The 24,912-nt window shown below is 65.5% G+C and carries 26 protein-coding genes and 1 tRNA gene; 10 read left to right on the top strand and 17 right to left on the bottom strand.

Annotated elements, in window-relative coordinates; all coding sequences use genetic code 11:
- Window positions 1-28: 28 nt before the first annotated feature.
- Complete coding sequence (locus tag NTCA1_RS11680) at window positions 29-508, bottom strand: carboxymuconolactone decarboxylase family protein (protein ID WP_159830650.1); 480 nt, start codon at window positions 506-508, stop codon at window positions 29-31.
- Between the two features lie 261 nt (window positions 509-769).
- Between NTCA1_RS11680 and NTCA1_RS11675 the strand changes: the two genes are divergently transcribed.
- Window positions 770-2,224: a CHAD domain-containing protein gene (locus NTCA1_RS11675; RefSeq protein ID WP_159830649.1), complete on the top strand. Its 1,455-nt coding sequence runs from the start codon at window positions 770-772 to the stop codon at window positions 2,222-2,224.
- A gap of 17 nt (window positions 2,225-2,241) precedes the next feature.
- Here NTCA1_RS11675 and NTCA1_RS28695 read toward each other — a convergent pair whose 3' ends face one another.
- Both NTCA1_RS28695 and NTCA1_RS11670 read right to left on the bottom strand, forming a co-directional pair.
- Window positions 2,242-2,400 (bottom strand): hypothetical protein, encoded by a 159-nt coding sequence (locus NTCA1_RS28695; protein ID WP_236549262.1) that lies wholly within the window; start codon window positions 2,398-2,400, stop codon window positions 2,242-2,244.
- A 48-nt stretch (window positions 2,401-2,448) separates the two neighbouring features.
- Window positions 2,449-3,021, bottom strand: coding sequence for a helix-turn-helix transcriptional regulator (locus NTCA1_RS11670; RefSeq protein WP_236549261.1), 573 nt, complete (start codon window positions 3,019-3,021; stop codon window positions 2,449-2,451).
- Window positions 3,022-3,181: 160 nt separating this feature from the next.
- Here NTCA1_RS11670 and NTCA1_RS11665 point away from each other — a divergent pair, with 160 nt between their 5' ends.
- Both NTCA1_RS11665 and NTCA1_RS11660 read left to right on the top strand, forming a co-directional pair.
- The gene (locus tag NTCA1_RS11665; protein ID WP_159830648.1) at window positions 3,182-5,344 is read left to right on the top strand and encodes a marine proteobacterial sortase target protein; all 2,163 of its coding nucleotides are present in this window, start codon (window positions 3,182-3,184) and stop codon (window positions 5,342-5,344) included.
- Entirely contained in the window at window positions 5,341-5,961 is a 621-nt protein-coding gene (locus tag NTCA1_RS11660; protein ID WP_159830647.1) for a class GN sortase, read from the top strand. Before NTCA1_RS11665 ends, NTCA1_RS11660 begins: the two co-directional genes overlap by 4 nt.
- A 46-nt stretch (window positions 5,962-6,007) precedes the next feature.
- Here the strand turns inward: NTCA1_RS11660 and NTCA1_RS11655 are convergent, their stop codons facing one another.
- From NTCA1_RS11655 to NTCA1_RS11630, 6 genes are all read right to left on the bottom strand, one after another.
- Window positions 6,008-8,197 (bottom strand): TonB-dependent receptor, encoded by a 2,190-nt coding sequence (locus NTCA1_RS11655; RefSeq protein ID WP_159830646.1) that lies wholly within the window; start codon window positions 8,195-8,197, stop codon window positions 6,008-6,010.
- Window positions 8,198-8,483: 286 nt separating this feature from the next.
- Entirely contained in the window at window positions 8,484-9,080 is a 597-nt protein-coding gene (gene ssb / locus NTCA1_RS11650; protein ID WP_159830645.1) for a single-stranded DNA-binding protein, read from the bottom strand.
- An 82-nt stretch (window positions 9,081-9,162) separates the two neighbouring features.
- Window positions 9,163-11,007, bottom strand: coding sequence for a ferrous iron transporter B (locus tag NTCA1_RS11645; RefSeq protein ID WP_159830644.1), 1,845 nt, complete (start codon window positions 11,005-11,007; stop codon window positions 9,163-9,165).
- Window positions 11,004-11,243, bottom strand: coding sequence for a FeoA family protein (locus tag NTCA1_RS11640; RefSeq protein WP_159830643.1), 240 nt, complete (start codon window positions 11,241-11,243; stop codon window positions 11,004-11,006). The genes NTCA1_RS11645 and NTCA1_RS11640 overlap by 4 nt, the downstream gene beginning before the upstream one ends.
- 113 nt (window positions 11,244-11,356) lie before the next feature.
- Window positions 11,357-12,010: a COQ9 family protein gene (locus NTCA1_RS11635; RefSeq protein WP_086491571.1), complete on the bottom strand. Its 654-nt coding sequence runs from the start codon at window positions 12,008-12,010 to the stop codon at window positions 11,357-11,359.
- Window positions 12,011-12,018: 8 nt separating this feature from the next.
- Window positions 12,019-12,603, bottom strand: coding sequence for an ankyrin repeat domain-containing protein (locus NTCA1_RS11630; RefSeq protein ID WP_374705183.1), 585 nt, complete (start codon window positions 12,601-12,603; stop codon window positions 12,019-12,021).
- A 165-nt stretch (window positions 12,604-12,768) separates the two neighbouring features.
- On the opposite strand from NTCA1_RS11630, the gene NTCA1_RS11625 reads away from it, so the two are divergent.
- From NTCA1_RS11625 to NTCA1_RS11600, 6 genes are read left to right on the top strand one after another with little or no spacing between them, the layout of a single operon-like run.
- A complete protein-coding gene (locus NTCA1_RS11625; RefSeq protein WP_236549259.1) occupies window positions 12,769-13,368 on the top strand; it encodes an SCO family protein in 600 nt (199 codons plus the stop codon).
- Window positions 13,356-13,898 carry a YcgN family cysteine cluster protein gene (locus NTCA1_RS11620; protein ID WP_086491448.1) on the top strand — a complete coding sequence of 181 codons (543 nt, stop codon included), beginning with the start codon at window positions 13,356-13,358 and terminating at the stop codon, window positions 13,896-13,898. Before NTCA1_RS11625 ends, NTCA1_RS11620 begins: the two co-directional genes overlap by 13 nt.
- A 3-nt stretch (window positions 13,899-13,901) precedes the next feature.
- Complete coding sequence (locus NTCA1_RS11615) at window positions 13,902-14,627, top strand: M48 family metallopeptidase (RefSeq protein WP_236549258.1); 726 nt, start codon at window positions 13,902-13,904, stop codon at window positions 14,625-14,627.
- Between the two features lie 33 nt (window positions 14,628-14,660).
- Window positions 14,661-15,158, top strand: coding sequence for a hypothetical protein (locus tag NTCA1_RS11610; protein WP_159830641.1), 498 nt, complete (start codon window positions 14,661-14,663; stop codon window positions 15,156-15,158).
- 11 nt (window positions 15,159-15,169) lie between these two features.
- On the top strand, window positions 15,170-16,183 hold the full coding sequence (gene ribD / locus NTCA1_RS11605) for a bifunctional diaminohydroxyphosphoribosylaminopyrimidine deaminase/5-amino-6-(5-phosphoribosylamino)uracil reductase RibD (protein ID WP_236549257.1): 1,014 nt from the start codon (window positions 15,170-15,172) through the stop codon (window positions 16,181-16,183).
- A 2-nt stretch (window positions 16,184-16,185) separates the two neighbouring features.
- The gene (locus NTCA1_RS11600; protein WP_159830639.1) at window positions 16,186-16,803 is read left to right on the top strand and encodes a riboflavin synthase; all 618 of its coding nucleotides are present in this window, start codon (window positions 16,186-16,188) and stop codon (window positions 16,801-16,803) included.
- A 135-nt stretch (window positions 16,804-16,938) separates the two neighbouring features.
- Here the strand turns inward: NTCA1_RS11600 and NTCA1_RS11595 are convergent, their stop codons facing one another.
- The 3 genes from NTCA1_RS11595 to NTCA1_RS11585 all read right to left on the bottom strand — a co-directional run bounded on the left by NTCA1_RS11595 (window position 16,939) and on the right by NTCA1_RS11585 (window position 19,625).
- Window positions 16,939-17,478, bottom strand: coding sequence for a GNAT family N-acetyltransferase (locus NTCA1_RS11595; protein WP_159830638.1), 540 nt, complete (start codon window positions 17,476-17,478; stop codon window positions 16,939-16,941).
- Between the two features lie 2 nt (window positions 17,479-17,480).
- The gene (locus NTCA1_RS11590; protein ID WP_159830637.1) at window positions 17,481-18,659 is read right to left on the bottom strand and encodes an aromatic amino acid transaminase; all 1,179 of its coding nucleotides are present in this window, start codon (window positions 18,657-18,659) and stop codon (window positions 17,481-17,483) included.
- A 231-nt stretch (window positions 18,660-18,890) separates the two neighbouring features.
- Window positions 18,891-19,625 carry a DUF1134 domain-containing protein gene (locus NTCA1_RS11585; protein ID WP_236549279.1) on the bottom strand — a complete coding sequence of 245 codons (735 nt, stop codon included), beginning with the start codon at window positions 19,623-19,625 and terminating at the stop codon, window positions 18,891-18,893.
- Between the two features lie 347 nt (window positions 19,626-19,972).
- Between NTCA1_RS11585 and NTCA1_RS11580 the strand changes: the two genes are divergently transcribed.
- Window positions 19,973-20,064: transfer RNA gene (locus NTCA1_RS11580), tRNA-Ser, on the top strand.
- Between the two features lie 371 nt (window positions 20,065-20,435).
- On the opposite strand, the gene NTCA1_RS11575 is transcribed toward NTCA1_RS11580, so the two are convergent.
- From NTCA1_RS11575 to NTCA1_RS11555, 5 genes are all read right to left on the bottom strand, one after another.
- Window positions 20,436-21,737 carry a sorbosone dehydrogenase family protein gene (locus NTCA1_RS11575; RefSeq protein ID WP_159830635.1) on the bottom strand — a complete coding sequence of 434 codons (1,302 nt, stop codon included), beginning with the start codon at window positions 21,735-21,737 and terminating at the stop codon, window positions 20,436-20,438.
- Complete coding sequence (locus NTCA1_RS11570) at window positions 21,734-22,183, bottom strand: DUF2231 domain-containing protein (RefSeq protein WP_159830634.1); 450 nt, start codon at window positions 22,181-22,183, stop codon at window positions 21,734-21,736. The genes NTCA1_RS11575 and NTCA1_RS11570 overlap by 4 nt, the downstream gene beginning before the upstream one ends.
- 80 nt (window positions 22,184-22,263) lie before the next feature.
- Window positions 22,264-22,431, bottom strand: a complete 168-nt coding sequence (locus NTCA1_RS11565; RefSeq protein WP_086491439.1) for a DUF1328 domain-containing protein — start codon at window positions 22,429-22,431, stop codon at window positions 22,264-22,266.
- Window positions 22,432-22,568: 137 nt separating this feature from the next.
- A complete protein-coding gene (locus NTCA1_RS11560) occupies window positions 22,569-23,999 on the bottom strand; it encodes a dihydrolipoyl dehydrogenase (protein WP_159830633.1) in 1,431 nt (476 codons plus the stop codon).
- A gap of 41 nt (window positions 24,000-24,040) precedes the next feature.
- Entirely contained in the window at window positions 24,041-24,799 is a 759-nt protein-coding gene (locus tag NTCA1_RS11555) for a hypothetical protein (protein WP_159830632.1), read from the bottom strand.
- Window positions 24,800-24,912 lie beyond the last annotated feature (113 nt).

The following is a 24,912-nucleotide window of genomic DNA, read 5'->3' as shown; positions in this document are numbered from 1 at the left end:
GCCGCCCGCTTGACGAGAAGATCCGCAATCAGGCCAGATCGGCCTTTTCGAGGCCGTAGAGCTTGTCGGCGGAACCCGGCACGGCCTGGAAGGCGATCGAAAGGCGGTTCCAGGCATTGATGGTCATCACCGCGAAGGTCAGATCGACGATTTCCTTCTCGGAAAACTCCTCGCGAACCCGCGCGTAGATCTCGTCCGGCACGCCGCCGACGGGAAGCTGCGTCAAGGCTTCCGTCCAGGTCAGCGCCGCGCGTTCACGGGCGCTGAACAGCGGCGATTCCCGCCAGATCGCGACATGATGGACGCGCAGGTCCCGCTCGCCCTGAATCCTGGCTTCCTTGACGTGCATGTCGAGACAGAAGGCGCAGCCGTTGAGCTGCGAGGCGCGGATGTCGACGAGCGTGAGCGTGCTCTGCTCGACGACGCCGTGCTTCACCGCGACAGACAGGTCCATCATCTTGCGGACCAGTTCGGGGGACTGTTTCGCATAATCGATACGCTGGGACATTTCGCTTGATCCTACATCGACTCTAATACGGATATTTTTTATCCGTATTAGAGTCGATGTAAAGGGGTTTCCGTTTTTCCCTACCGGACGTCTAAGGGTGCGCGCGGCTCAGCTATTGAAGTCGCAGCGAAAAAAGGATCCTATTGTCGCAAGCCGGTAACCGCGAACGGGCACGATGGAGGAACGAACCGCCACACCGCGCGCGAACGATCGGGTTCCCCGCGCATTCATCCTTGCAGCGCACGAAGTGGAGATGACGACATGACGGCAGCGGCAAGCGAGGAAGCCGAACTGAAGCTGGAACTGGCGCCGGAGAGCGCGGCTTTCCTCGAAAGCTCCAGCCTCCTGCCGGGCGACCCGCAGATCGTGCAGCAATATGCGGTCTACTTCGACACGCCTGCCCACGACCTGTCCAAGGCCGGGCTATCGCTCCGCGTCCGCCGCAATGGCGAGGAGCGCATCCAGACCGTCAAGGCGGACGGTCCTGCCGCCGGGATGTTCATTCGCCCGGAGTGGGAACGCCCGGTGCCCGGCGACGAACCGATCATCGATCACACGACGCCGATCCTTGCCCTGCTCGGGACGAACCCGGCGGCGATCGGCCCGGTCTTCATCGTCGAGAACGAGCGGCGGCTATGGCGCGGCGAAGGCGTGGAGATCACGCTCGATCGAGGCAGGATCGTTGCCGGAAACCGCGAGACGTCGATCCTCGAGATGGAACTGGAACTCAAGGAAGGGAACGCCGCCACCCTTTTCGCCATGGCGCGGCGGATCGCCGAAGTCGCGCCCGTGCGGATCGGCGTGTCGAGCAAGGCGGAGCGCGGCTTTCGCCTGATGGGCCCGGCAGCCTCGGCCACCAAGGCGGGGCGCGTGCCGCTGGAGCGGGACATGACGGTTGCCGACAGCTTTCGCCTCATCGCCAACGCCTGCCTGCGCCATTTCCGCCTCAACGAAGCGCTGGTGCTCGAAAGCCGGGACGAGGCCGCGCTCCATCAGGCCCGCGTCGCGATACGCCGCCTGCGGTCCGCGCTCGTTCTGTTCAAGAAGCTCTTCAGCGACGAAACGCCGCGCCGCTTCAATGCGGAACTGCGCTGGCTCGCCGCCGAGCTGGGCAAGGCGCGGGATCTCGACGTGCTGGCCGGACATGCCGAGCCCGGCCCGTTCCTGGATCGCATCCTCACCGCGCGGGACGAGGCCTACGAGGCGGTGGGCGAAGTTCTCGACAGCGCCCGAACGCGTAGGCTCATGCTGGACCTGGCCGAATGGATCGCGACCGGAGACTGGCTCTGCAGCGAAGAATGCCGGGATCTGCGCGAAATGCCCGCCCGCGAATTTGCCGCCGTGGTGCTGGAGCGTTTCCGCCGCAAGGTGAAGAAGGGCGGAAAGCGACTGAAGAAGCTCGACGATCACTCCCGTCACGAACTTCGCAAGACCGCCAAGAAGCTGCGCTACGCCGCCGACTTCTTCTCCGCCCTGTTTCCCGAAAAGCGCGAGCGCCGACGCCGTAAGCATTTCGTGTCCGCGCTGGAGGACCTGCAGGACCGGCTGGGCGCGCTCAACGACCTTGTCGGCGCGCCCGAACTGCTTGCCCGGCTTGGCCTCTCGGACGCGCCGGAGGCGGCTGGCATCGTCGCCGGAGGCCGCAAGGCCGATCTGGTAGACGCCGCCGACGAGGCTTACGAGACTTTCGTGGACGCCAAACGCTTCTGGCGCTGAGGCGCGGCCTTTCCGGTTCAGGCAGGCAGATGCAACCGGGCGAAGTCGCCCTCGATCGAACGGGCCAGCATCTCGCGGCTGGTTTCGAAATGCGCCATGTCCGGGGTGATCAGGCCTAGTTGGGGCTCTTCACCCTCGGCCAGCTTGCGCAAGGCAATCGGGGCGGAGGCGGGCACGAGCTGCGATCCGCTGCCCACTTCCAGCGTCGTCAGGATGCCGAAGAGTTACCCGTCGATCGTGGGGCGCGAGAGAATGGCAAGGCGATATTGCCCCTGTTCGTTGGTCACCAGATAGATGTGCCCCGAAAGATTGGGCATCGAGACATGCCCGGCCTGCTCGAACCGTGAATCCGACCGCCCGGACTCCGCAAAGCCGAGACAGCCTTTCTCCGGCACCCAGCGCACGGTCGTGAGATAGGCGAAGAGGCCGCCGGGGGTGCCGAAGCTGGGCCGCAGCGTCAGATAGCGCCCTTCGAGCCAGGTCACCGCCGAACGCGCATAGGCGCCCATCGTATCGGGCGCCACGTCGCTGGCAGCAGGCGCGGCAGGCTGGCCCTGCCCGCCCGTGCGCAAGTTGACGCCCAGCGCTTCCTCGATCCGCAGGAGCGTTGCCAATGTGAAGGAACGCTTGCCGGCCAGCGCCTTTTCGAGCGTTGAGAGACTGATCCGCGCCATATCGGCCAGCGCCTGCCGGGATATGCGGCGGCGCGCGATCTCCTCGCGCACGAGGCGGGCAAGTTCGGCGCTCTCGGCAGAGGGTGCGGCGGAATCGGTCGGGTCGGTTTCGGTCACTGTCATCTTGCGCCTATTTCCGCACAAATGCGCACATTCCGTCAATCATTTCGTGCCCTTGCGGATTTGCGCACATGCGATGACGGAAACGGCCAAAACTGCTCGTGGCTGTGCGGCATCGCCCGCGCATAGGGAAAGGGCTCCCGAACGAAGATGGAGCCCCGCCATGCCGCATACCGCCGTTTCTCGCTCTCACGCCATCCGCCGTGCGCTGATCCCGGCGATCGTCCTGACCCTCGGCGCGCCTGCGGCGATGGTCGTTCACGCGACAGTCGCTGCCGCCGATGAAAGTGCCGCGGACGATGCCGCTCCGCAGGACGGACCCGCAACCGGAACGCTGATGCTGCACGGACAAGGTACGGCAAAGAGCCTGCCCGCCGTACGCCTCGGCACCGACATGGACGTGACCGTGACCGGCCAGGTCGCCCGCGTGCGCGTCACGCAGGCCTTCCGCAACACGTCCGACACATGGATGGAAGCCAGCTACCTCTATCCCCTGCCGCAGGACGGCGCGGTGGATTCGCTGAAGATGGTGGTGGGCCAGCGCGTGATCGTGGGGCATATCCAACCGCGCGAAAAGGCCCGCGCGACTTACGAGGCGGCCAGGAGCAGCGGCCGCAAGGCAGGGCTGGTCGAACAGCAGCGTCCCAACATGTTCAGCACTTCGGTCGCCAATGTCGGCCCCGGCGAAACCGTGCTGATCTCGATCGAGTACCAGGCGCCGGTGGCCCAGGCGAACGGTACGTTCTCTCTGCGCCTGCCGCTCGTGGTCGGCCCGCGCTACACCCCGCCCCATAGCCTGACCTCGGAGGTTGCCGTCGCGGACGCCAATGCCGTCACCGCCGCGCCGGTGCTCGATCCCGCACTTGCCGGCAAGGCCAACCCTACGTCGATCTCGGTCCACCTGGCGCCCGGCTTCGACGTCGCCAACCTGATCAGCCGCTACCACCGGATCGATGTTGCCGGGCCTCTTGCCGATCGGCGCGTAACTTTGGCCGACAAGACGGTTCCGGCGAACCGCGACTTCGTGCTGGAATGGCGCTCCGCCTCGGCCGACCCGGACCTCGGCCTGTTCGCCCAGCATACGGCAAAGGGCGATTACGTCATGGCCGCGATCACCCCGCCCGCCAATCTCGACGGCGTTCCGCGCCCTCCGCGCGAAATGGTCTTCGTGATCGACAACAGCGGCTCGATGGGCGGAGATTCCATGGACGAGGCGAAAGCCAGCCTCATCCACGCCCTCGGCACCTTGCGGCCGCAGGACCATTTCAACGTGATCCGCTTCGACGACACCATGACCCGCCTGTTCGACCACAGCGTTTCCGCCACGCCGGACCAGGTCGCGCTGGCCACCCGTTTCGCGGAGTCGCTGGAGGCGCAGGGCGGTACGGAGATGCTTCCCGCCCTCAAGGCCGCGCTGGAGGATGCCGGGACCGGAGGCGGCAATGACCCCGATGTCCTGCGCCAGATCGTGTTCCTGACCGACGGCGAGATTTCCAACGAGCGCGAGATGATGGCCGCCATCGGCGCGGACGGCGGGCGCAGCCATGTCTTCATGGTCGGCATCGGTTCGGCGCCGAACGATTTCCTGATGGAGCGCATGTCGACGATCGGCGGCGGGGTCTACACCCATGTCGGTGCGCCCGGTGAGGTGGCCGCGAAGATGATGCCGCTGCTCGACGTGCTCAGCCATCCGGCCGTGCGCGACCTATCTGTAAGGGTCGAAGGCGGTTCGCTGGACCTTACCCCCGCGCGCATGCCCGACGTCTATGCCGGTCGTCCGCTGGTTCTGGTCGGGCGATCCGACAAACTGGCGGGCACGCTGACCGTCAGCGGCAGGATCGGCGGCAAGCCCTGGGAACGGCGCGTCGATCTTGCCAGCGCCCTGCCCAGTCCGGCCATCGAGAAGCTCTGGGCCCATCGCCGGATCACCGATGTCGAGGCCGACCGGGCGCTCGGCAAGCTGGAAGACGCCGCCGCCGATACCGAAGTCGAACGGATCGGCATGGAGAGCGGCATCGTCACCAGGCGCACCAGCTTGGTCGCCGTGGACGAAACCCCCTCGCGCCCCGCAGGCGCGCGCCTGACCCGCGAGGAACTGCCGATCGAACTGCCCGCAGGGTGGGATTTCGGCAGCCTGTTCGGTCAGGACGCCATCAAGACAGTTCCCGCAACGGAGGGTTCCGGCGATCGGGCTGCCATGCAGGCACAGATGCTGGAACTGCCGCAGACCGCCACCGGCTTCCTCGGTACTGTCGGCAAGGGCCTTGCCCTGCTGCTGGCGGGCATGACCGGGCTTGCGCTGCTCCTGCGCCGGAGGCGGGCATGAATGCGGCGGTCCTGCGCGTGTCCGGTCGGATCGGCAAAGCGGCACGCGGGCACGGCCTTGCGGCCCTCCTGCTGCTCGCCCTCTGCTTATTCGGCGTGGTCGAAGTGGGACGCGGGCTCTACATTCCCGCAAAGGCCGCAGTGGCGCAGGTCCTGCTTGATCGCGCTTTCGAACGCAGCCGCATCGACCATGCTCCGCATAAGCCCTGGGCCTGGGCCGACATGACCCCGGTGGCCCGCCTTTCCGTCCCGGCCCTGGGCGTTTCCCGGATCGTGCTGGACAGCGGATCGGGCCAGGCCCTGGCTTTCGGCCCTACCCTGCTGCCGGGCGGCGCGGCGCTGGGACAGGCGGGAACCGCCGTTGTCGCCGCCCATCGCGACACCCACTTCCGGTTCCTGCGAGACTTGAAGAAGGGCGATGTCATTTTCGCCCAGACCCGCGAAGGCGTGGAGCGGCGCTACCGTGTGACCGGCGCGGAAGTGGTGCGATGGGATGGCTACGGCGTGGCGGACGCGCCCATCGGCGAACGGCTGGATCTGGTGACCTGCTACCCGTTCGACGCGGTTCGCAGCGGCCCCTGGCGCTATGTCGTCCATGCGCAGGCCGTTACGCAGTGATCCTGGGCGCCGGTCCCGCTACCCAGCGGAACCGGCGCCCGTTCGATCAGAAGTGGAACTTCACCTCGCCGCCGATGATGCGCGGCTCGTTGACCATGCTGGTCAGGTTGTTGAAGTCGATCGCACCGACGATGCGGATCTGGTTGGTGATGTTGCGGGCGAATGCCGCCACTTCCACGCCCATGTCGTTGTCGCGCCAACCGGCACGCAGGCCGCCTTCGAGCGACGGCTTGCCGGTGAACTCGATCGAATCGTAGAGGAACAGGTTCACCGAGCTGCGATAGGCCCAGTCGGTATAGGCGAAGACTTCCTGGTTCGCGCTGATCGGCACGGTGTAGCCCGCCGTCCAGTTGGCGATCCAGCGCGGTGCCTGCGGCAGGCGGTTGCCGTCGATCGAGACGTAGGAAGTTCCGGCCACGATGGGATCGAGCACGGTGCAGCCGCCCGAGCAGGGCGCGACCACCAGGTTGCGGTCCTTCAGCTTGGTGAAGTTGTAGCTGCCGCCCGCCGTCAGCACGAGGCCTTCGACCGGGGTGAGCGTGACTTCGCTCTCCACGCCCCAGCCGATCGCCTTGCGGGCATTGATCAGCGTGGTGGTGTTGGAAGCGCCGCCCACGGCGGTCAGCTGGATATTGCGCGTGTTCATGTAGAACACATCGGCCGAATAGCTGACGAGGCCGCGCTCTTCACCCTTGAAACCGACTTCGAACGACGTGGTCGTCTGCGGCTTGGCTTCGGTGGCGACACCGGCGACGACGTCGTTCTTCAGCGAAGCACCGAGATAACCCGAGGCGGCGCGGGCATAGAGCGAGTGATCGTCGTCCAGCTTGTAGGTCGCGCTGGCATCCCACGAAACCTTCGAACCCTTGGCTCGGCCGTCCGACAGCAGGGCGCCGTCGACGTCGTTGAGGACGCTGTACTTGCGGTCATGCGACCAGCGCAGGCCGCCGCGCAGGATCAGCTGATCGATCGGGGTATATTCGACCGAGCCGAACACCGCGTAAGTCTCGTTGTCGAGATGCGCGGTATTGCCGTTGGTCTGGACGTTGGTCTCGCTCCAGCTCACCGCCTCGGTGTTGAGGTTCTGGTTGAAGTAATAGGCGCCGGCCTGGAAGCTGACGTCGCCGAACTTCTCCGAAGCGAAGCGCAGTTCCTGCGTGAATTCGCGCGGGCGGGCCTTGCTGCCGGTCTCGACCGAGAACGGCACGGCGGCGGGATAGCTGCCGTCCGTGTCGCCGCGCGAGAAGACGTTGACCTTTTCCCAGCCCGTCACCGAGAACAGGGTGCCGATGCCGTCGAAGTCGTAGCTGGCCTGGACGTTGGCGCCCCAGCCGTCGAGGCGCTGCGGGTTCGAACCGTTCTGCGCGGTGTGCTCGACATCGAAGCCGTCCACGAAGTCGTTGGTGCCCGGCTTGATCGAGTTGCCGCGGAACACGCGGGCCGAACCGCGCAAGCGGCGGGCATGGACATTGGCGAGAATGTTCAGCGGGCCGTTGTCATATTCGAGCAGGGCGCGACCGGCGAAATCGTCATAGCCGTCGAAACGGCGTTCGTTGATCGTCTCGGCGTAGTCGTTCTTCACCCAGTCGTCGCGGTGCTGAAGGTTGCCGGCAACGCGGAAACGCAGGGTTTCGGTGATCGGCCCGCTGAGCGCCAGCTCGCTGTTGATCGTGTTGTAGGTGCCCCACGAGACGCTGCCGTGGCCGGTGTAGTGATCGGTCGGGCGGGCCGAGGTCAGCTTGATCACGCCTGCCGGGGTGTTGCGGCCGAACAGGGTGCCCTGCGGGCCCTTGAGCACTTCGATGTTCTCAAGGTCGAAGGCAGGGAAAGCCTTCAGGAACGGGCTTTCCAGCGCGATATTGTCGTAGACCACCGAAACCGGCTGGGCGGCGTCCGACGAGAAGTCGGTATTGCCGAGGCCGCGAATGTAGAAGCGCGGGAACGTGCGGCCGAACGAGGATTCCGCGAGGAGGCTGGGAACGCGGCCCGAAAGGAAGCGGATATCCTGGCCGCTGGAATTGATCGCGGCGAGCTTGTCTCCGCTCAGCGAGGAAACCGCGATCGGCACGTCGACGGCGCGTTCCTCGCGGCGGGTGGCGGTGACGACGATATCGGTGCTGCTGGCAGCATCGCCGCCCGGAGCGGCCGTGCTCTGGGCCTGCGCGGCAAGCGGGGTTGCACAGGCAATCGCGAAAAGCGAGGCGGCGGCGCTGTTGCGGATTCGGCGCTGATGCATGATTTTATGAAACCCTGATTACCCTGACCTTGTTGGCGCGGGCGCTTAAGGGTTCGGAGGCGCTCTCGCAAACGCAATGTTTTCCCTGCTGCGTTGCAAAAATCAGATAGGCCGCAACCTGTGTTGAATCGGCCACAATCCATCCGCCGCGATCGGAAAGCCGCCGATATTGCGCCGCAGCGTCGATCTCCTTGAGATAGACCGGCTTTTTCGGCGCGTCAGGCTGAAACGAAAAAGGGCGCCTCGGATGAGGCGCCCTTTTGCATGGGAGATGTCCCGCGAGGAATCAGAACGGGATGTCGTCGTCCAGATCGTCGCCGAATCCGCCGCTGCTGCTGGTACGGCCCCAGTCGCTGCCGCCGGAAGAGCTGCCGCCGGACGAGGAACCGCCAGACGACGCGCCGCCACTGCGGCCCCAGTCGTCACCACCGCGCGAACCGCCGCCGGAGGAACGACCGCCGCCGAAGTCGCCGCCGCCCGAGGAACCACCCTCACCCCAGCCGCCGCCGGAACCGCCGCGATTGCCGCCCTGGGCGCCGTCGAGCATGGTCAGCACGCCGCCGACGCCGCCCACCGAGACTTCGGTGGTGTAGCGGTCGTTGCCGTTCTGGTCCTGCCACTTGCGGGTCCGCAGCTGACCTTCGATGTAGATCTTCGAGCCCTTGCGCAGGAAGCGCTCGACCACGCCGACCAGGCCTTCGCTCTGGATCACGACCGAGTGCCACTCGGTGCGTTCCTTGCGCTCGCCGGTCTGGCGGTCCTTCCAGTTTTCCGAGGTGGCGATGCGCAAGTTGGCGATGCGCCCGCCGTTCTGGAACGACTTCACTTCGGGATCGGCTCCGAGGTTGCCGATCAGAATGACCTTGTTGACGCTGCCTGCCATGAGGGAATCGCTTTCCTGTATAAATTCGGCGAACGGGGTAGCGAATGGGGAGCCACCACGCGAGTCTGCTGGACCAGGTTGTCTACAACCCCGCGCTCACCGCGATCCAGTAGGTCACCCCGGCCGCGACATAGGCAAGGCCGAACAGGTAGACGAGCATGAACGTTGGCCATTTCCAGCCGTTCGTCTCGCGGCGGGTGACGGCGATGGTCGACATGCACTGCGGCGCGAAGACGAACCAGGCCAGGAAGGCCAGCGCCATCGGCAGGGTCCAGCGCCCCTTGAGGCGATCGCCCAGTTCCACCGCCTGCGCATCCTCGTCGTCTCCGGCATCGACGGCGTAAGTCGTCGCCAGCGAGGAGACCGCCACTTCGCGCGCGGCCATGGCCGGGATCAGTGCCAGCGCCATGTCGCGGTTGAAGCCGATCGGCTCGACGACGACGGCGAGGCCATTCGCCATCTTGCCCGCGATCGAGGCATCGACCTGGCTTTCGCCGGGCCTGGCCTGCGGGAAATTGAGCAGAATCCAGAGCACCACGGTGACCGTGAAGATGATCGTGCCCGCCCGGCGCAGGAAGATCCAGGCGCGCTGCCACAGGCCGATCGCCATGTCCTTGAGGCGGGGAAGCTGGTACTTCGGCATCTCCATGATGAAGCCCGAGGCCGCACCCTTGGTGATCGAACTGCGCAGCAGCAGCGCCACGACCATGGCGCCGACGATGCCCGCGACATAGAGGCCGAACAGCACCACGCCCTGAAGCCCGATACCCCAGCCGAGATCGGTGTTCGGGATGAAGGCGCCGATGATCACGGCATAGACCGGCAGGCGCGCCGAGCAGGTCATCAGCGGGGCGATCAGGATCGTCGTCAGCCGGTCCTTGGGATCGGTGATCGAGCGGGTGGCCATGATGCCGGGAATGGCGCATGCGAAGCTGGAGAGCAGCGGAATGAAGCTGCGTCCCGACAGCCCGACATAGGCCATCAGTCGATCCATCAGGAACGCCGCGCGGGCCATGTAGCCCGAGGCTTCCATCGCCAGGATGAAGGCGAAGAGGATGACGATCTGCGGCAGGAAGACCACGACCGAGCCGACGCCGGAAATCACGCCGTCGGTCAGCAGGTCCCTCACGAGGCCCGGCGCCATCGCGCCCTTGACGGTATCGTGCAGCCAGCCCGCGCCAGCATCCAGTCCGTCCATCAGCGGCGCGGCCCAGGCGAAGACCGCCTGGAACACGACGAAGAGGAATGCGAAGAGGACGATCGGCCCCAGCCAGGGATTGAGCAGGATCTGGTCCAGCCGCGCATGGAGGCGATGCTGCTTCGATTCCGAAAGGATCGCGGCATTGGCCATGGCATGGGCGGCGACCCGGCGCTCGGTCGGCCCGAGGTCGGTCAGGCCCGGCCCGGCATGGCGGCTTTCGGCAGAGGCGATCGCCTCGCCCAGTTCGACCAGGCCCCGGCGCCGCACGGCGACGGTCGGCACGACCTTTACGCCGAGTTCCTCTTCCAGCACGGCGGCGTCGAGCACCAGTCCGTCACGCTCGGCAAGGTCGACCATGTTGAGCGCGACCACCGAAGGCTTGCCCAGCGCCAGCAGTTCTTGCGCAAAGACGAGATGCTGTTCGAGATTGGAGGCGTCGAGCACGATGACGAGAACGTCCGGCTCGGCCTCTCCGGTGAATTTTCCGGCGATGACCTTGGACGTCACTTCCTCGTCCGGGCTGGTCGCGTCGAGACCGTAGGCGCCGGGAAGGTCGGTCATCTCCACCGGCTCGCCGGTCGGCAGGACCATGCGGCCCGACTTGCGCTCCACGGTGACGCCGGGATAGTTCGCGATCTTCTGGCGCGCACCGGTCAGCGCGTTGAACAGCGCGCTCTTGCCCGCATTGGGGTTGCCGACGAGGGCGATCTTGCGCTGGCGGCTCATAGCGGCGAGACCTCCATGGCAATGGCATGGGCGCGGCGCACGGCGATGGTCATGCGGCCGATGGCGATGGCGATGGGATCCCGCCCCCCGGCGACGCCCCGGTGCGACACGGAAACGGTCGCGCCTTCCTCCAGGCCCAGCGCACGCAGACGGCGCGCTTCTTCGGGAACCAGGGCATTCCAGTCCACCGCGACGATTCGAGCGCGCTGGTCGATAGGGAGAAGATCCAGAGTCATGCCGCCCCGCTGCCAGATTGGCGGATCGATTGCAACTTGTTCGCAATAACTAACAAAACATCTGCGAAAGTCGCCCTCGGCAAAGAGCGAAAACCTGCGTTACAAAACCTAAGCTACCGGGCCGGGTAACGCAGGCGGCCGAGCAGTCGCACCAGGCTGATGCGCTCTTCCGGGGCGCGAAGGAACTGCGCCTTGGTCTTTTCGAAGCGGATGATCCCCTCGATCCGGCGATCGAGGAAGGCGCGCGTCTCTGCCTTGTCCTCGCTCTTGTCGGAGGCGAAGACGCGCAACGTTGCGGCATAGATACCGCCCAGGATCGTGCGCTTCGTGTAGTGATTGTAGTCGGTCGCGGTATCGCCCGCGAGCCGCCACATGGCATCGGCGCTGTGCCAGCCCAGGCGCAGCGACGTTCGCAGGTTCTGCGGCATGGCCATGATCGTCAGCGCCCGGTTCAGCGCTTCCTCGCGGCCCGCCACGGCATCGAGACGCGCCATCACCAGACGGCGGATCCGCTCGCGGATGGAAACGCCCTGCAGCGAGGACGCCGGGGTGGTGCGCGCCATTTCCTCGTCGACATGGCTGACCCAGGCCGAGATCATCGCCATCTGACCGTCGCGAAATGCGAATTCGGCAAGGGCGGGATCGACATTCGCCATGCCCGCGGCCTGCCGCACCGCGTCCATCGTCCAGCCGTCGAACACGGCGGCATCGGCAATGGCAGGTGCGAGTTGGCGGCGCAGGGCCTCAAGGGTTTCAGGTTGTTCCATCATCGATCTCAGAACGTCGGGCCGTAGATCGCCTTGGCCTTGCCCGCGTTCTTCTTCGCATATTCCTCGACGAGGTTGGCGAGCGAGCTGCCGCGCGCCTCCTGCGCCGCGTAGTCGCGCGCGTTGCGGCCGGAATTGTCGGCGCGGTTGGGGTTGGCGCCGGCTTCGAGAAGCGCCTTCACCATGTCCGCATCCTTGCGGTGGACCGCGAAGATCAACGGCGTTTCACCCGCGTCGTTGGAGGTATCCGGGTTGGCCTTGTGCTCCAGCAGCGTCGACACGCCTTCGCGCCAGCCCAGGCTGACCGCGACCGCGAGCGGCGTACGGCCGCGATCGTCGGAGGCATTGACGTTGGCGCCCTTGCCGATGAGGAAGCCCAGCCAGGTGATGTCGCGGCGATTGGTGACGATCAGCAGCGCGGTTTCGCCCGTCGTCACGTCCTTGGCATTGACGATCTGGCTGTTCTCGCTGAGCGCCTGTTCGACTTTCTCGCCTTCCTTCTTCTTCACCGATTCCAGGAACTTGTAGCCTTCGGAGAAATCGGCGTGCGCGGGGGAAGCGAACATCACGCCTGCCGCGATTGCGGCCAGCATGGCCTTGACAGGACCCGCTTTGAGGATTCCGCGCGAGCGCTGCGACATGGTCTTCGACACCTTACATTACCTCCAGACAGACAGAGGGGCCGTGAAAAACCGGCCTTCCCTTCCGGCATCGCACCCTTGCGCCGAAGGCTCTAGCAGAGCATGAAGCGCGGCGCCATGACCTACCTGCTCCGCCGGATCGCCCCTTTCGCCTTCGCCCTTTCGCTGGGCGCAACGCTTGCCGCCTGCCAGCAGGGCGCGGTCGAAGCGCCGCCGCTGGAAGGGGCGCAGATCGGCGGGCCGTTCACCCTCAGCGACAAGGACGGCAAGACCGTCACTTGGGATAGCTTCAAGGGCAAGTGGCGGATCGTCTATTTCGGTTACACCTTCTGCCCGGATGCCTGCCCGATGGACGTTCAGGCGATGATGCGCGGCTTCTCGCTGTTCGAGAAGGCCCATGCCGCCGATGCCGCCAAAGTGCAGCCGATCTTCATCACCATCGATCCCGAGCGCGACACCCGCGAGATCGTCGGCCAGTGGACCGCCGCCTTCGGTCCACGCCTCTACGGCCTCACCGGCAGCGACGCGCAAATCAAGCAGGCGGCGGCGGCATTTGCAGTCTATTACAAGAAAGGCGAGTCGACTCCGGGTGGCTATCTCATGGACCACAGCCGCATTGCCTATCTGATGGATCCCGAAGGCAAGCCGATAGCCATGCTGCCGGTCGACAAGGGGCCGGACGCCGTGTCCGCCGAACTGGCCCGATGGGTAAAGTGAGCAAGACAGCACCTTCCGGCGTCAGGCCTTTCTGGGAACGGGCGATCGAGACGCTGAACCGCGAGGAGTGGGAAGCGCTCTGCGACGGCTGCGGTCAGTGCTGCCTGCACAAAGTGGAAGACGCCGATACCGGCGAGATCTATCACACCAATGTCGCCTGCAAGCTGCTCAATCTCAAGACCGCGCAGTGCAGCGACTACCCACATCGGCACAAGTTCGTGCCCGATTGCATGAAGTTGACGCCGAAGTCGGCGGGCAATCTCTCGTGGTTGCCGCCAAGCTGCGCCTATCGCCTGCGCGCGGACGGCGAACCGCTGCCGGAATGGCACTATCTCGTCTGCGGAGACCGCGAGGCGGTCCACAAGGCGGGCATGTCGGTGGCGGGCAAGGCCATCAGCGAGACGGTGGCCGGGCCGCTCGAGAACCATATCGTCTGGCCCTATGGCGATGACGAGGACGAGTATCTGGAACCCGAAGGCCCAGCGCCCTGGGACGTCGAGCACGAGAAAACCGGGCGGGAGACCGACTAGCCCGTGCTGGACTGGCTGCGCCGAGATCCCCGCGAAGAGCCGATGCTCGAACTGGCCGGGCGGCAGATCCCGGTCGTGATCCGCAGGTTGCCGCAGGCACGGCGAATGACCATGCGCCTTGCGCCGGACGGCAGCGAAATCCGCATCTCGGTTCCCAGTTGGACGCGCACGCAGGACGCACTGGAATTCGCCCGCTCCAAGCGGTCCTGGCTTGCCATCCAGGTCGAGGCCCTGCCGCAGGCGCACCCGATGGCCGACGGCGCCGCGCTGGATTTTCGCGGCCACCGCTTCACGATCCGCCACGACCCCGCCCTGCCCCGCCGCCCGGTGCCCGACGACGGCGCCTTGCTGGTGGGCGGCCCGGAAAGCTCCCTCGCCGCGCGGCTCAAGCGCTGGCTCGAAAGCGAAGCGCGGGACGTGCTGGCCGCCGACCTGGCCGAATATTGCGCCCGCGCCGCGCAGCCCACACCGTCGCTGGCGCTGTCGAGCGCCAGGCGGCGCTGGGGAAGCTGCGCCGCCGACGGATCGATTCGCATCAACTGGCGGCTGATCATGGCCCCGGATCCGGTGCGTCGTTCGGTCGTGGCCCATGAAGTGGCGCATCTCGTCCACTTCGACCACTCACCCGCATTCCATGATTTTCTGGGACAAATCTTCGAAGGCAGCGTCCCTTCCGCCAATCGCTGGCTGAAGGAGAACGGCCGCTCGCTCTATCTACCGTTCGGGTAGCGTTCGCGCGCTTTAGGCACTACATAGCGCGGCATGGCTCTGTTCAAGCGTTCAGGATACTGGAAAGACGTAAACCCGGTCGGCATGATCGCGGATTTCCGCGAGGTGTGGAAGCAGGCCGGCAGCAACCGCTGGCGGATTGCGGCGGTTTCGGCGGCATGCACGTTCTCCGTCTTCTATCTCATGTCCACCCAGGAAGCGCGCGGACCGCATCCGCCGCCGAAGATCACTTATATCTCGGTCCTTCCCGCGCATCGCACCGATGAGGAAATCCTGGCCTCGAACATCGAGAACCAGAAGCGCAAGGAAGCCTGGGCCGCCGAACAGGCCCGGCGCGACAAGGAAGTGCGCGACATCTACAAGACCATCGGCCGCTACTCGGGGATGGACGTGGACAAGATCGCCCGCGAAGCCGAAGTCGAGGAAGCCGCGCGCAAGAAGGCAGAGATGGAGCGTATCGGCCAGCCTCGCCTGCCCGAAGGCCGAAGCCTGCCGCAGATCGACCAGGTTCCGCCTCCGACCGCGCAATGAGTTCGGCCAGCTTGAGTTCGGCCGAATCCCGTTCCACGACCGCGCAGGACGCCCGCTGGCTTGCCGCCGCCGCCGCGCTGGCGGCGCGCGCCCGGCCCTCCAGTCAGCCCAATCCCGGCGTTGCCGCGATAGTGGTGAAAAACGGCAAGGTTCTCTCGCGCGGCTGGACCCAGCCCGGCGGGCGACCCCACGCGGAAGCCGTGGCCCTTGCCGCTGCCGGAGAGGAAGCGCGCGGCGCGGCGCTTTACGTCACGCTGGAGCCATGCGCGCACCAGTCGCAGCGCGGCCCGGCCTGCGCCGATCTGGTCTGCGCCTCCGGGCTGGCCCGCGTCGTCATAGGCTGCATGGACCCCGATCCGCGCACATCGGGCGAGGGGCTCGCCCGCATTCGCGCCGCCGGGATCGAAGCCTGCTACCTGCCCTCGCCCGCATGTGCGCGAAGCCTTTCCGGCTACCTCGTCTCCCGGCGCCTCGGCCGCCCGGAAGTCACGCTCAAGCTGGCGCTGTCGCTCGACAGCTGCATCGCGCTTGCCAGCGGCGAGAGCCAGTGGATCACCGGATCCGAAGCCCGTGCCCATACCCATGCCATGCGCGCGCGGAGCGATGCCATTCTCGTGGGCGGCGGCACGCTGCGCGCAGACAAGCCTCGCCTCGACGTCCGCCTGCCCGGCCTCGAAACGCGCAGTCCCGAGCGCTGGGTGCTGACACGGGGCAACGTGCCAGAAGGCTGGAACGCACTGAGATCGCCCAGCGCCGTCAGCGAAATGGCAGGGATCCAGTATCTGTTCGTAGAGGGCGGCGCACAAACCGCATCCGCCTTCCTGCGTGCCGGGCTGGTGGATCGCCTGCTGATCTACCGCGCACCGATCCTGCTGGGCGGGCGCCCCGCCCTTCCCGACTTCGGCCTTGCCAGCCTCGCGCAGGCCCATGGTCGCTGGTATCTTGCCGAGCGGCGCCAGCTTGGCAGCGACACGCTCGAAGTCTACGAGACCGCCCAGTCATCTGAGCAATCGCTCGAAAGGTAGCCATGTTCACCGGAATTGTAACCGCCGTCGGCCAGATCCGCGAAGCCCGCCAGACCGGCGACTTGCGCGCGGTCATCACTTGCCCCTTCGACCCCGCAGGGATCGCCATGGGCGCCTCGATCGCCTGCTCGGGCGTGTGCCTGACCGTAGTGGACAAGGGCGGCATAGCAGGCGACGCATGGTTCGCGGTCGACATCTCCGCCGAATCCGTCTCCCGCACCGTGCAGGACCGCTGGGCCGAGGGTACACCGCTCAATCTGGAACAGGCGCTAAAGCTGGGAGACGAACTGGGCGGGCACATCGTCACCGGCCATGTCGACGGCGTCGGCACCGTGGTCAGCGTGACCCCCGAAGGCGATTCGCTGCGCTTCGTGATCGCAGCCCCTGCGGAACTCGCACCCTACCTCGCGCCCAAAGGCTCGATCACCGTGGACGGCGTTTCGCTGACCGTGAACGACGTGGCCGACCAGAGCGGCGGCACTTGCCACTTCATGCTCAACATCATCCCCCACACCGCCGAAGTGACGACCATCGGCGCGCTCAAGGCCGGTGACGGGGTTAACCTGGAGATCGACGTGCTGGCACGGTATCTGCAGCGGATGCAGTCGCTTCGCGGGTAAGGGATAGAAAGATAGAAGCAGGGGAGCATAGCCCCCCTGCACCCCCAATACCGTCTGGATCACGCGGACCAACCGCGTTGCGCACCCATGACAGCGCCGGGCTACTTATTGGCTGCGCCGCAAGGGGCCCAGAACTTATCCCTTGTTCTTCAAAGGCCCCGCCGCGAAACTCTCGCGCGTGATTTCATAGATCACATGCACACCCACCACACCGCAGGTCTCGCGCTCGAACGAGCGGTCGGTCAGCCGACCGCCGATATGCTCCATGGCCTTGCGTGAGATCACGTTCTCCGCGCCGACCTTGAAGATCACCCGCTCGAAATGCGCCAGCGCGTGGGCCAGCATCAGGTGTTTCATTTCGGCGTTGAGGCCGCTGCCCCAGTGAGTGCGGGCGAGAAACGACCAGCCGATCTCGATTTCATCGCCCTCGGGAGGGCCATAGCGGCTGGAGCCGATCACGGCCCCGCTCTGCTTTTCGATAATGGCAAAGGCGCCGCCGCCATCCAGAGCGTCGACAAAGAACTGGCGGAACACCGGTTCCTGCCAGCGATCGTGGGCGGGGTGAACCGCCCAGAGCTCACGGTCAGAAGCAACCGCAAAAAGCGCGTCCCAATCGTCTGCGCGAAGCGGACGGAGAGCCAGCCGATCCCCATCGAGGACCGGCTGGCGATCCATAATCAGGCAGTCACGTCCGCAACGGCGGCGATGAACTTGTCGATGTTGCCCATCGTCAGGCCCGCCACGTTGATGCGGCCCGAACCGGCCATGTAGACGCCGTGCTTGGTGCGCATGGCAAGGACCTGGTCCTTGTTCAGCGGCACGATCGAGAACAGGCCGTTCTGTCCGCCCATCGGCGTCAGATCGGCCGAACCGGCAGTGCCTGCTTCGGCCAGCTTGGCGCGCACTTCGCGCATACGGTCGCGCATTTCGTCCAGCTCAGCGAGCCAGTCGGCGGTCAGCTTCTCGTCTTCGAGGACGAGGCGGACAGCGGCACCGCCGTGGTCTGGCGGCTGCGACCAGTTGGCGCGGGCGAGGTTGTGGCCGTTCGACATGACCTTGGCGAGGTCGGCCGGATCGGCAACCATCGCGTAGAGTGCGCCAACGCGGTCACGATAGAGACCGAAGTTCTTGTCGCACGAATAGCAGATCAGTGCTTCCGGCACGGCCGCGAGCACGTGGCGCAGGCCGTAGGCGTCTTCTTCCATGCCCTTGCCCAGGCCCTGGTAGGCGAGGTCGAGGATGGGAAGGATCTTCGAAGCGGCGATCAGGCCGGCGATCTCGTCCCACTGTTCGTTGCTGTAGTCGATGCCGGTGGGGTTGTGACAGCAGCCGTGCAGCAGGATGGCGTCGCCTTCCCGGGCATCGGCGATGGCGCCGCGCAGCGCGTCCATGTCCACAGTGCCCGAAGCGAGCGCGTGATTGAATTCAACGACTTCAAGGCCGAGGTCGGCGCAGATCTGGGCGTGGTTGGGCCAGCTGGGGACGCCGACGATGATGCGGTGGTAACCCGCGCGCTTCACCATGGCGAGCGCGAGGCGCAGCGAGCCGGTGCCGCCGGGGGTCTGCATGCCTTCGATGCGGCCACCCATCGAGGGGTCGGCCTTGCCGAAGACGTAGGGCATCAGCGCTTCGACGAAGCCCATGTCGCCCTCGGGGCCGAGGTAGGCTTTCGAATCCTGTTCCGCGACCAGTTTGGCCTCTGCGGCCTTGATCGAGCGGAACACAGGCGTGTCGCCCTCACCGGTGCGGTAGACGCCGACACCAAGGTCGATCTTGTCCGCGCGCGGATCGTCGTTGTGGAGCTTGATCAGCGCAAGAAGCGCGTCGGCGGGCTGTTGCTGAAGGTTCGTAAGCATGGCGGGCGGGCCTTAGACCGGGCGACCAAAGCGCGCAATGCCCGATCGACCGAGAATTGCCGAGAACCGCAAATTTATCGCGCGCCGAACGCGCAGAGCATGGGCGCAAGGAAATTTTGTTTGAAATCAGGGCAAGATTGCGATCGCAAAACAAGCCCGAAAACGACAAGACAGTGCTGCACCGGAACGAGCCGATGCCGCACTGTCTTTACGAAATCTCGCGAAGATACCTTAGAACGGCATCCAGCTCTGCTTGTGCGTGAACTTCATGTAGCCGATGTTCGCACCGAGGCGCAGACCCGCGCCTGCGCGCACCGGGATCAGCACGACATTGCCGCGCCGCAGGTAGCTGACGGTGAAACCACCCACGAGGTAGGCCTGCCCTTCGCCCGCACCGAACCGATGATAGAGATCTTCGGTGTCATAGAGGTTGTAGACGAGCACGAAGGCATTGCCGGCATTGGCACCGGCATCGAAACCGATCGACGGCCCGGTCCAGTAGACCGGCTGCTCACCCTCCACCTTGTGATAGAGTGTGCCCGAGCCGTAGCGCAGGCCCACGGCGATCGCGCCGCCGCCCTCGCGGCCGACGATATAGCCGTTGGGTTCACCCTGCTTCTTGAGCAGGTCCTCGATCACCCCGGCCAGGCCTTTCGCACCTTTGCCGAAAACGCCCTCGGCCGCGCCGATCAGGTCGTCTTGGCGGTAGGTCGTCGAGCCGTCGGCAGGCGGGCTGGTCGGCGTCGCGGGCGCAGGCGCGGGCGGCGATCCGTAAGGGGCGCCATTATCGACCGGCGTGCCGTTGCCCGGATAGGCAGGCGCATCGACGGGCGGCGGCGATTCGGCAGGCGGTGCGTAAGTGGTGCCTGCGGAATTGCCGTTGAGATCGCTGTCGATCGCCGCGTCCGGGTCTACCGTGGTCACTTGCGCGACTGCAGAAGCGATGGGCGCAAGCAGGACGAACATGGCCGCGACGGCGCCGCCGATCTTTCGCGACAAGCGAACCGACGCCCCCCTGGCGGCGATTTGCGTGGTGAATGACATCTGGTGGCCCTCCAATGGCGATCCCGAATTCCTTGTGACAGGCACGCTCCTAAGCGCACACTGCGGCATGTCACTAGAGAATCCAGAGCGCATGACCCCGCAATGAACGGGCGACGGGACGAGTCGGTTTTGCGGCAGATCGAATCCCGCGAAAACCTTGGACCCAGGCGTGAGCCGAACAAACATTTCCACAGGTGCAAAAATCTAGCACATCACCCTCTTGCCGAGCTGAATGCCCCCCGTTATACGGCGCCTCCTAGGCCGCATGCGGAGACGTGGGTGAGTGGCTGAAACCAGCGGTTTGCTAAACCGTCGTACTCTTAAGGGGGTACCGAGGGTTCGAATCCCTCCGTCTCCGCCACGGCGGCGCAGTTTTCTGCGCTTCGTGAGCCTAGGTTTCAGCCCATTCCTCAATCATTCCTTGGAAAATATCCCCGCTACAGGGGAACGCACAGGAATCCGTGGCAAGCTCGGGCAAAAAACCATAATAAGTTCTTCATAAACTTACGTTTTTGCCGCAAATCAGCCCTACGAATCGCAGTTCGGCGCTGCTGCTCGTTGATTGCTGCCGAGAAGCACCTCAAAATCACTTTTGCTGCTGAGGCATCCTTCACCGCTTAATTCGGAAGGTCTGCGATGCCCGCGCGCTTCAGCGCCTAAAGGCTTTGTTGTTCTGTCGCGTCTCGCCAAAACTGTATCTCAGCCCTTATACCGCTCGCCGGATGGCCTGTCCTATTTGCGCTGCGAGGGAGCAACCCGCCACAAAGTGTTGGAAAGGTCGTCTGCCACCAGCAGAGCGCCGCCGATCGGATCATACGTCACACCGACCGGTCGTCCGCGGGCATGACCTGCCTTGAGGAAACCTGTCAGAAAATCCTGAGGCTTGCCCGATGGCCGTCCCCCGGCGAACGGCACCCACACCACCTTGTACCCCGACAGATCCTGGCGGTTCCAACTGCCATGCTCGCCGACGAAGGCACCCTGCTGGTAACCACCCCCCAGTCCCGGTCCTGTAACGAATGACAACCCCAGCGCAGCGACATGAGACCCCAGCGCGTAGTCCGGCGTGATCGCCTTGCGCACCATGTCTGGCCGTTGGGGATGGACGCGCGGATCGACGTTCTTGCCCCAATAGCTGTAAGGCCAGCCGTAAAATCCGCCGTCGCGTATCGACGTGAGGTAATCGGGAACCAACTGCGGCCCCAGCTCGTCGCGCTCGTTGGCGACCGCCCAGAGCTGTCCTCCTACCGGATCGACCACAAGCGCAGTAGGATTGCGCACGCCCGAGGCATAAGTACGGCGCGCGCCTGTCTCGCGGTCGATTTCCCAGATAACGGCGCGGTCCTCTTCGACATCGAGCCCGCGCTCACCGACATTGCTGTTCGACCCGATGCCCACATAGAGCTTCGATCCATCGGCAGAGGCGGTCATCGCCTTGGTCCAATGGTGGTTGATCCGCGAAGGCAGCTTCACGAGTTCCTGCCCGGGACCGTCGGCCCGGGTCATGCCGTCGCGATAAGGGAAACGGATGATCGCGTCCTGGTTCGCCACGTAGATGTTGCCGCCGACATAAGCCAGGCCATAGGGCGCGTTGAGGCCGGTCGCGAATTCCGTGCGCAGTTCTGCCTTCCCGTCACCGTCGGCGTCCCTCAGGAGAGTCACGCGGTTGCCGCCTTTCACGGACGTCTTGCCCATCGATCTGATATAGCCGGCGATGACATCCTTTGGCCGAAGGGTCGGCGCATCTTGTCCGCCCATGCCTTCGGCCACCAGAATGTCGCCGTTCGGCAGCACGAGGACCTGGCGCGGCACTGCGAGCCCGGTCGCCATGGCCGTCACGGTGAAACCGGCGGGCGCTTTGGGCGCCTCTCCGTTCCAGCCCTTGGGTGTCGCGATTTTCATGGGCGGCAGCAGCGTCTGGCGTTGCTCGGGCAAATCCGGCTTGGAACCTGTCTGGTCAAGACCCGGATCGCTTTTGCCGCAGGATGCGAGCATGAACGCGCAAATGCTTGCGGCGAGCAGACCTGTCTTCATCGGACTGCCCCCACTGCCGTATCGCCTGATCGGGACCAGGCGGTCCAACCGGCCGCGAGCGCCAGTGCCGCGCTGACGGCGGACAATACCAGCCCCGGCATTCCCACCGAGGCCCAGCCGTCATGGCTATGCTGGAAGGCATTCAGCAAACCTGCGATCCACGCGGCGGCCAACAACAACGGGGAAGCCAAACGGCCAGGGCGCCGTGCCGCCCTGCCGCGCCAGAGAACCAACAGATCCCACAACAGCGCAAGACCGCCCGGGATCAGCGCTCCGACAATGAGCCAGGCCGAAAAGTTGGTCCACTGGATCTGCGAGGTCTTCAGGTAAGTGACGTCGGTCAGGAACGCACAGGGAAACAGAGCAACCGGAAAGGACAGCAGGAGAGAGTGCAGCGGCCGCAGAGGAGATCGTGCCGTCCGGGCGGTTATGGTTGCACTGGGCAATCGGGATCTCCTCGACGAGAAAAACGATGTCTCCGCAATGCCTGGCAATCCCGATTGTTTCCTGCCGACCGCACCGGGGCTCAGGGAATCCTTTTGCCCCGGCCAAAGAAGAAGCCAAGAACCAGGATCACGACCGCGACGAGCAGGAATACCTTTGCAAAGCTGGCCGACAGGCCAGCAACGCCGCCGAAGCCGAGCAGCGCCGCGATAAGTGCAACAACAGCGAAAATGATGGCCCAGCGAAACATGGGTTTCTCCCTAGGTACCGACGCTGCGTCGACCTTTTCGAGCAGCTCGGGTCTAGAACATCCGTTCTGGCCCTATGTTCCGCATATCCTGCAAAGACAGGCGGCAAGAACATGCCTGCTCATCGAGAGGCAAACCGTCACGCCCCGGCAGGCGTACCCGCATCCTGATCGGGCGGGAGGGCGATGGGCGTAGCGGCGCAGATGGTGCGCAGCGCCTGTTTCAGCCCCTCCTCCACGGTCGGGTGGTAGAAAGGCATGTTCAGAAGCTGCGTCGCGGTGAGGCCGCCCTGCACCGCCCAGGCCAGCATATGCGCCAGATGCTCGCCCGCAGGCGCGATCAGGTCGGCACCGATCAGCCTGCCGTCGGGCGCTGCGGCATAGAGGGTCAGGATCCCGCGATTGAGCCCGTCAACGCGCGCTCGGCCCTGGTCGGAGAAGTCTGCTGAACCGGTTACGGCCCCCTCCTTTTCCGCCTTGCCGATCGTAGCCAGCACCGGCTCGGTAAACGTGATCGCAAAGGGCGTATTGCGCTCGACAGGGATCGGCGCGGGAAAGGCGGCTGCGTTGCGCCCGGCGATGGCGCCCTCGTGCGAGGCTTCGTGCAGAAGCGGCAGGTCCGCCGCCGCGTCTCCCGCCATGAAGACAGAACTTTCCCCGCAGCGCATCGTGGTGCGCTCGTAGCGGGGGACGCCATGATCGTCGAGGTCAAGCCCGGCCTTGTCGAGATCGAGCCCGCCCAGCTGCGGCTTTCGCCCGACCGCGACGAGGACCTTGTCGAACAATGCCTCGCCCTCGCTCGCTCCTCTCCAGCTCAGGCGCACGCCATGGTCCGACGCATGCGGTGTGACGTCAACACCGAGATGCAGGGCGAGATCGTCCTCCATGACTTCGCGCAGCGCACCGTGGACTTTGTCGCAGCGAACCTTGGCCATGCGCGCGCCCTTGTCGAACAGCGCCACTTCGACGCCGAGGTGGGCAAAGGCCTGTGCCAGTTCTAGGCCGATGGCGCCCGAGCCGACCACGGCAAGGCGCCGGGGCAGGTCCTCCAGATCGAAAACCGTGTCGCTGGTGAGCGCAGCCGCGCCCAGCGCCGCGAAAGGCTCCGGCAGGATCGGCGCAGAACCGGTCGCGATGACGATCGTGCGCGCTTCCACCTTCCGCCCGTCGTCAAGAAGGAGGCGTCCCGGCCCCTCGAAACGGGCGCGGGCACGGATCGCCACGTCCTTCGGCAGCCGCGCGATGGCCTCGCGCGTCAGGCGGGCGAACCTGTCGCGCTCAGTCCGCACACGCCGCAGCACCGCAGGACCGTCTATCCGTACGCCCTCCACCTCGATCCCGAACAAGCCCGCCCGTTCGATGCGTGCGGCTTCCCGGCTTGCGGCGATCAGCAGCTTGGAGGGCATGCAGCCCACCCGCGCGCACGTGGTCCCGTTGAAATCGGGATCGATCAGCAGGGTGGAAGCCCCGTTCTTGCGCGCGGCGCGCTCGGCCGCGAGACCGGCAGTGCCCCCGCCGATCACCGCGACGTCGGTCTTCAGGACAAGTGTGCTGGCTGGATTGTCGTTCATGGTCTGGTGTTTCCGCTAGAATGGAGAGAGCGCGTCCGGCATCAGCCGTGGCGCGCGCGGTGACGGCCTAGTGTCCCCGCCGCAGCGGAGAGCGCATGCGTCACCTCGTTGCGCCAACCGCCGGGGCGGAGGCGGCGCACGGCCGAATGCGCGGCGCAGACGATCGGCGTTGCTGCCCAGTCGCGCGCAAGATCGCCGGCCCATGCGGCAAAATCGTCGGCGGCGCCGGGACGGTGCTGCAATGCCTTTCCCAGCATCGGATGAAAGCGCAGCCGCGACTGGGGCAGGACACGGCCGAGCAAGCCGGGCGCGGCCAGCACCATCAGCGTATCGTCGACATGGACGATGCCGCTCTCCCGGTGCCGGACGAGGACGGAAGCAGCATGGACGCTGTCGTCTCCGGTCACGAGATCGAGCCCGGCAGGAACGGAGAAGTCTAGTCCCTCGAACCGGGCCTGCGTGGCGGCGTCCTCTATCGGGGCGTCTTCCCAGGGAAGTTCGGGCGCCTGCTCGCGGTGCCGCCGGGTTCCGAACAGCCGCGCGCGGGGGGCCAGTTCGTGGGCTGCATTGCAATGCAGGGTGTGGAAGGGGTGGACGTTGACGATCGCGTCGATGGCTTCGCCGTTTCCGGTCAGCTTCAGCAGTGCATCGCGGTCGGCGCCGGACACGCCGTAGCTGTCGATCAGGGTGAAGCGCCCATCGGGCCTGCGCATCAGCGACATGTGGGTGCCGAAATCGAGGATCCCTGCCACCTTGAACGAACCGCGGAAATTCCAGAAATTCTCGGCAAGCTGCTGCATGTTCGGCCTGGCTCCGCCGTTGAGAGCGGATGACGATCCGCCGGGGATGCGAGTGCAAACCGCCGGAGCTGCCAACGTTCCTGCCAAAAATCCCGCAGACGGGCAGAATTCGC

The organism is Novosphingobium sp. TCA1, from assembly GCF_009811895.1.
GTDB lineage: Bacteria > Pseudomonadota > Alphaproteobacteria > Sphingomonadales > Sphingomonadaceae > Novosphingobium > Novosphingobium panipatense_A.
The sequence above is the reverse complement of the archived record's forward strand: the minus strand, read 5'-3'. Positions and strand labels throughout refer to the sequence as shown.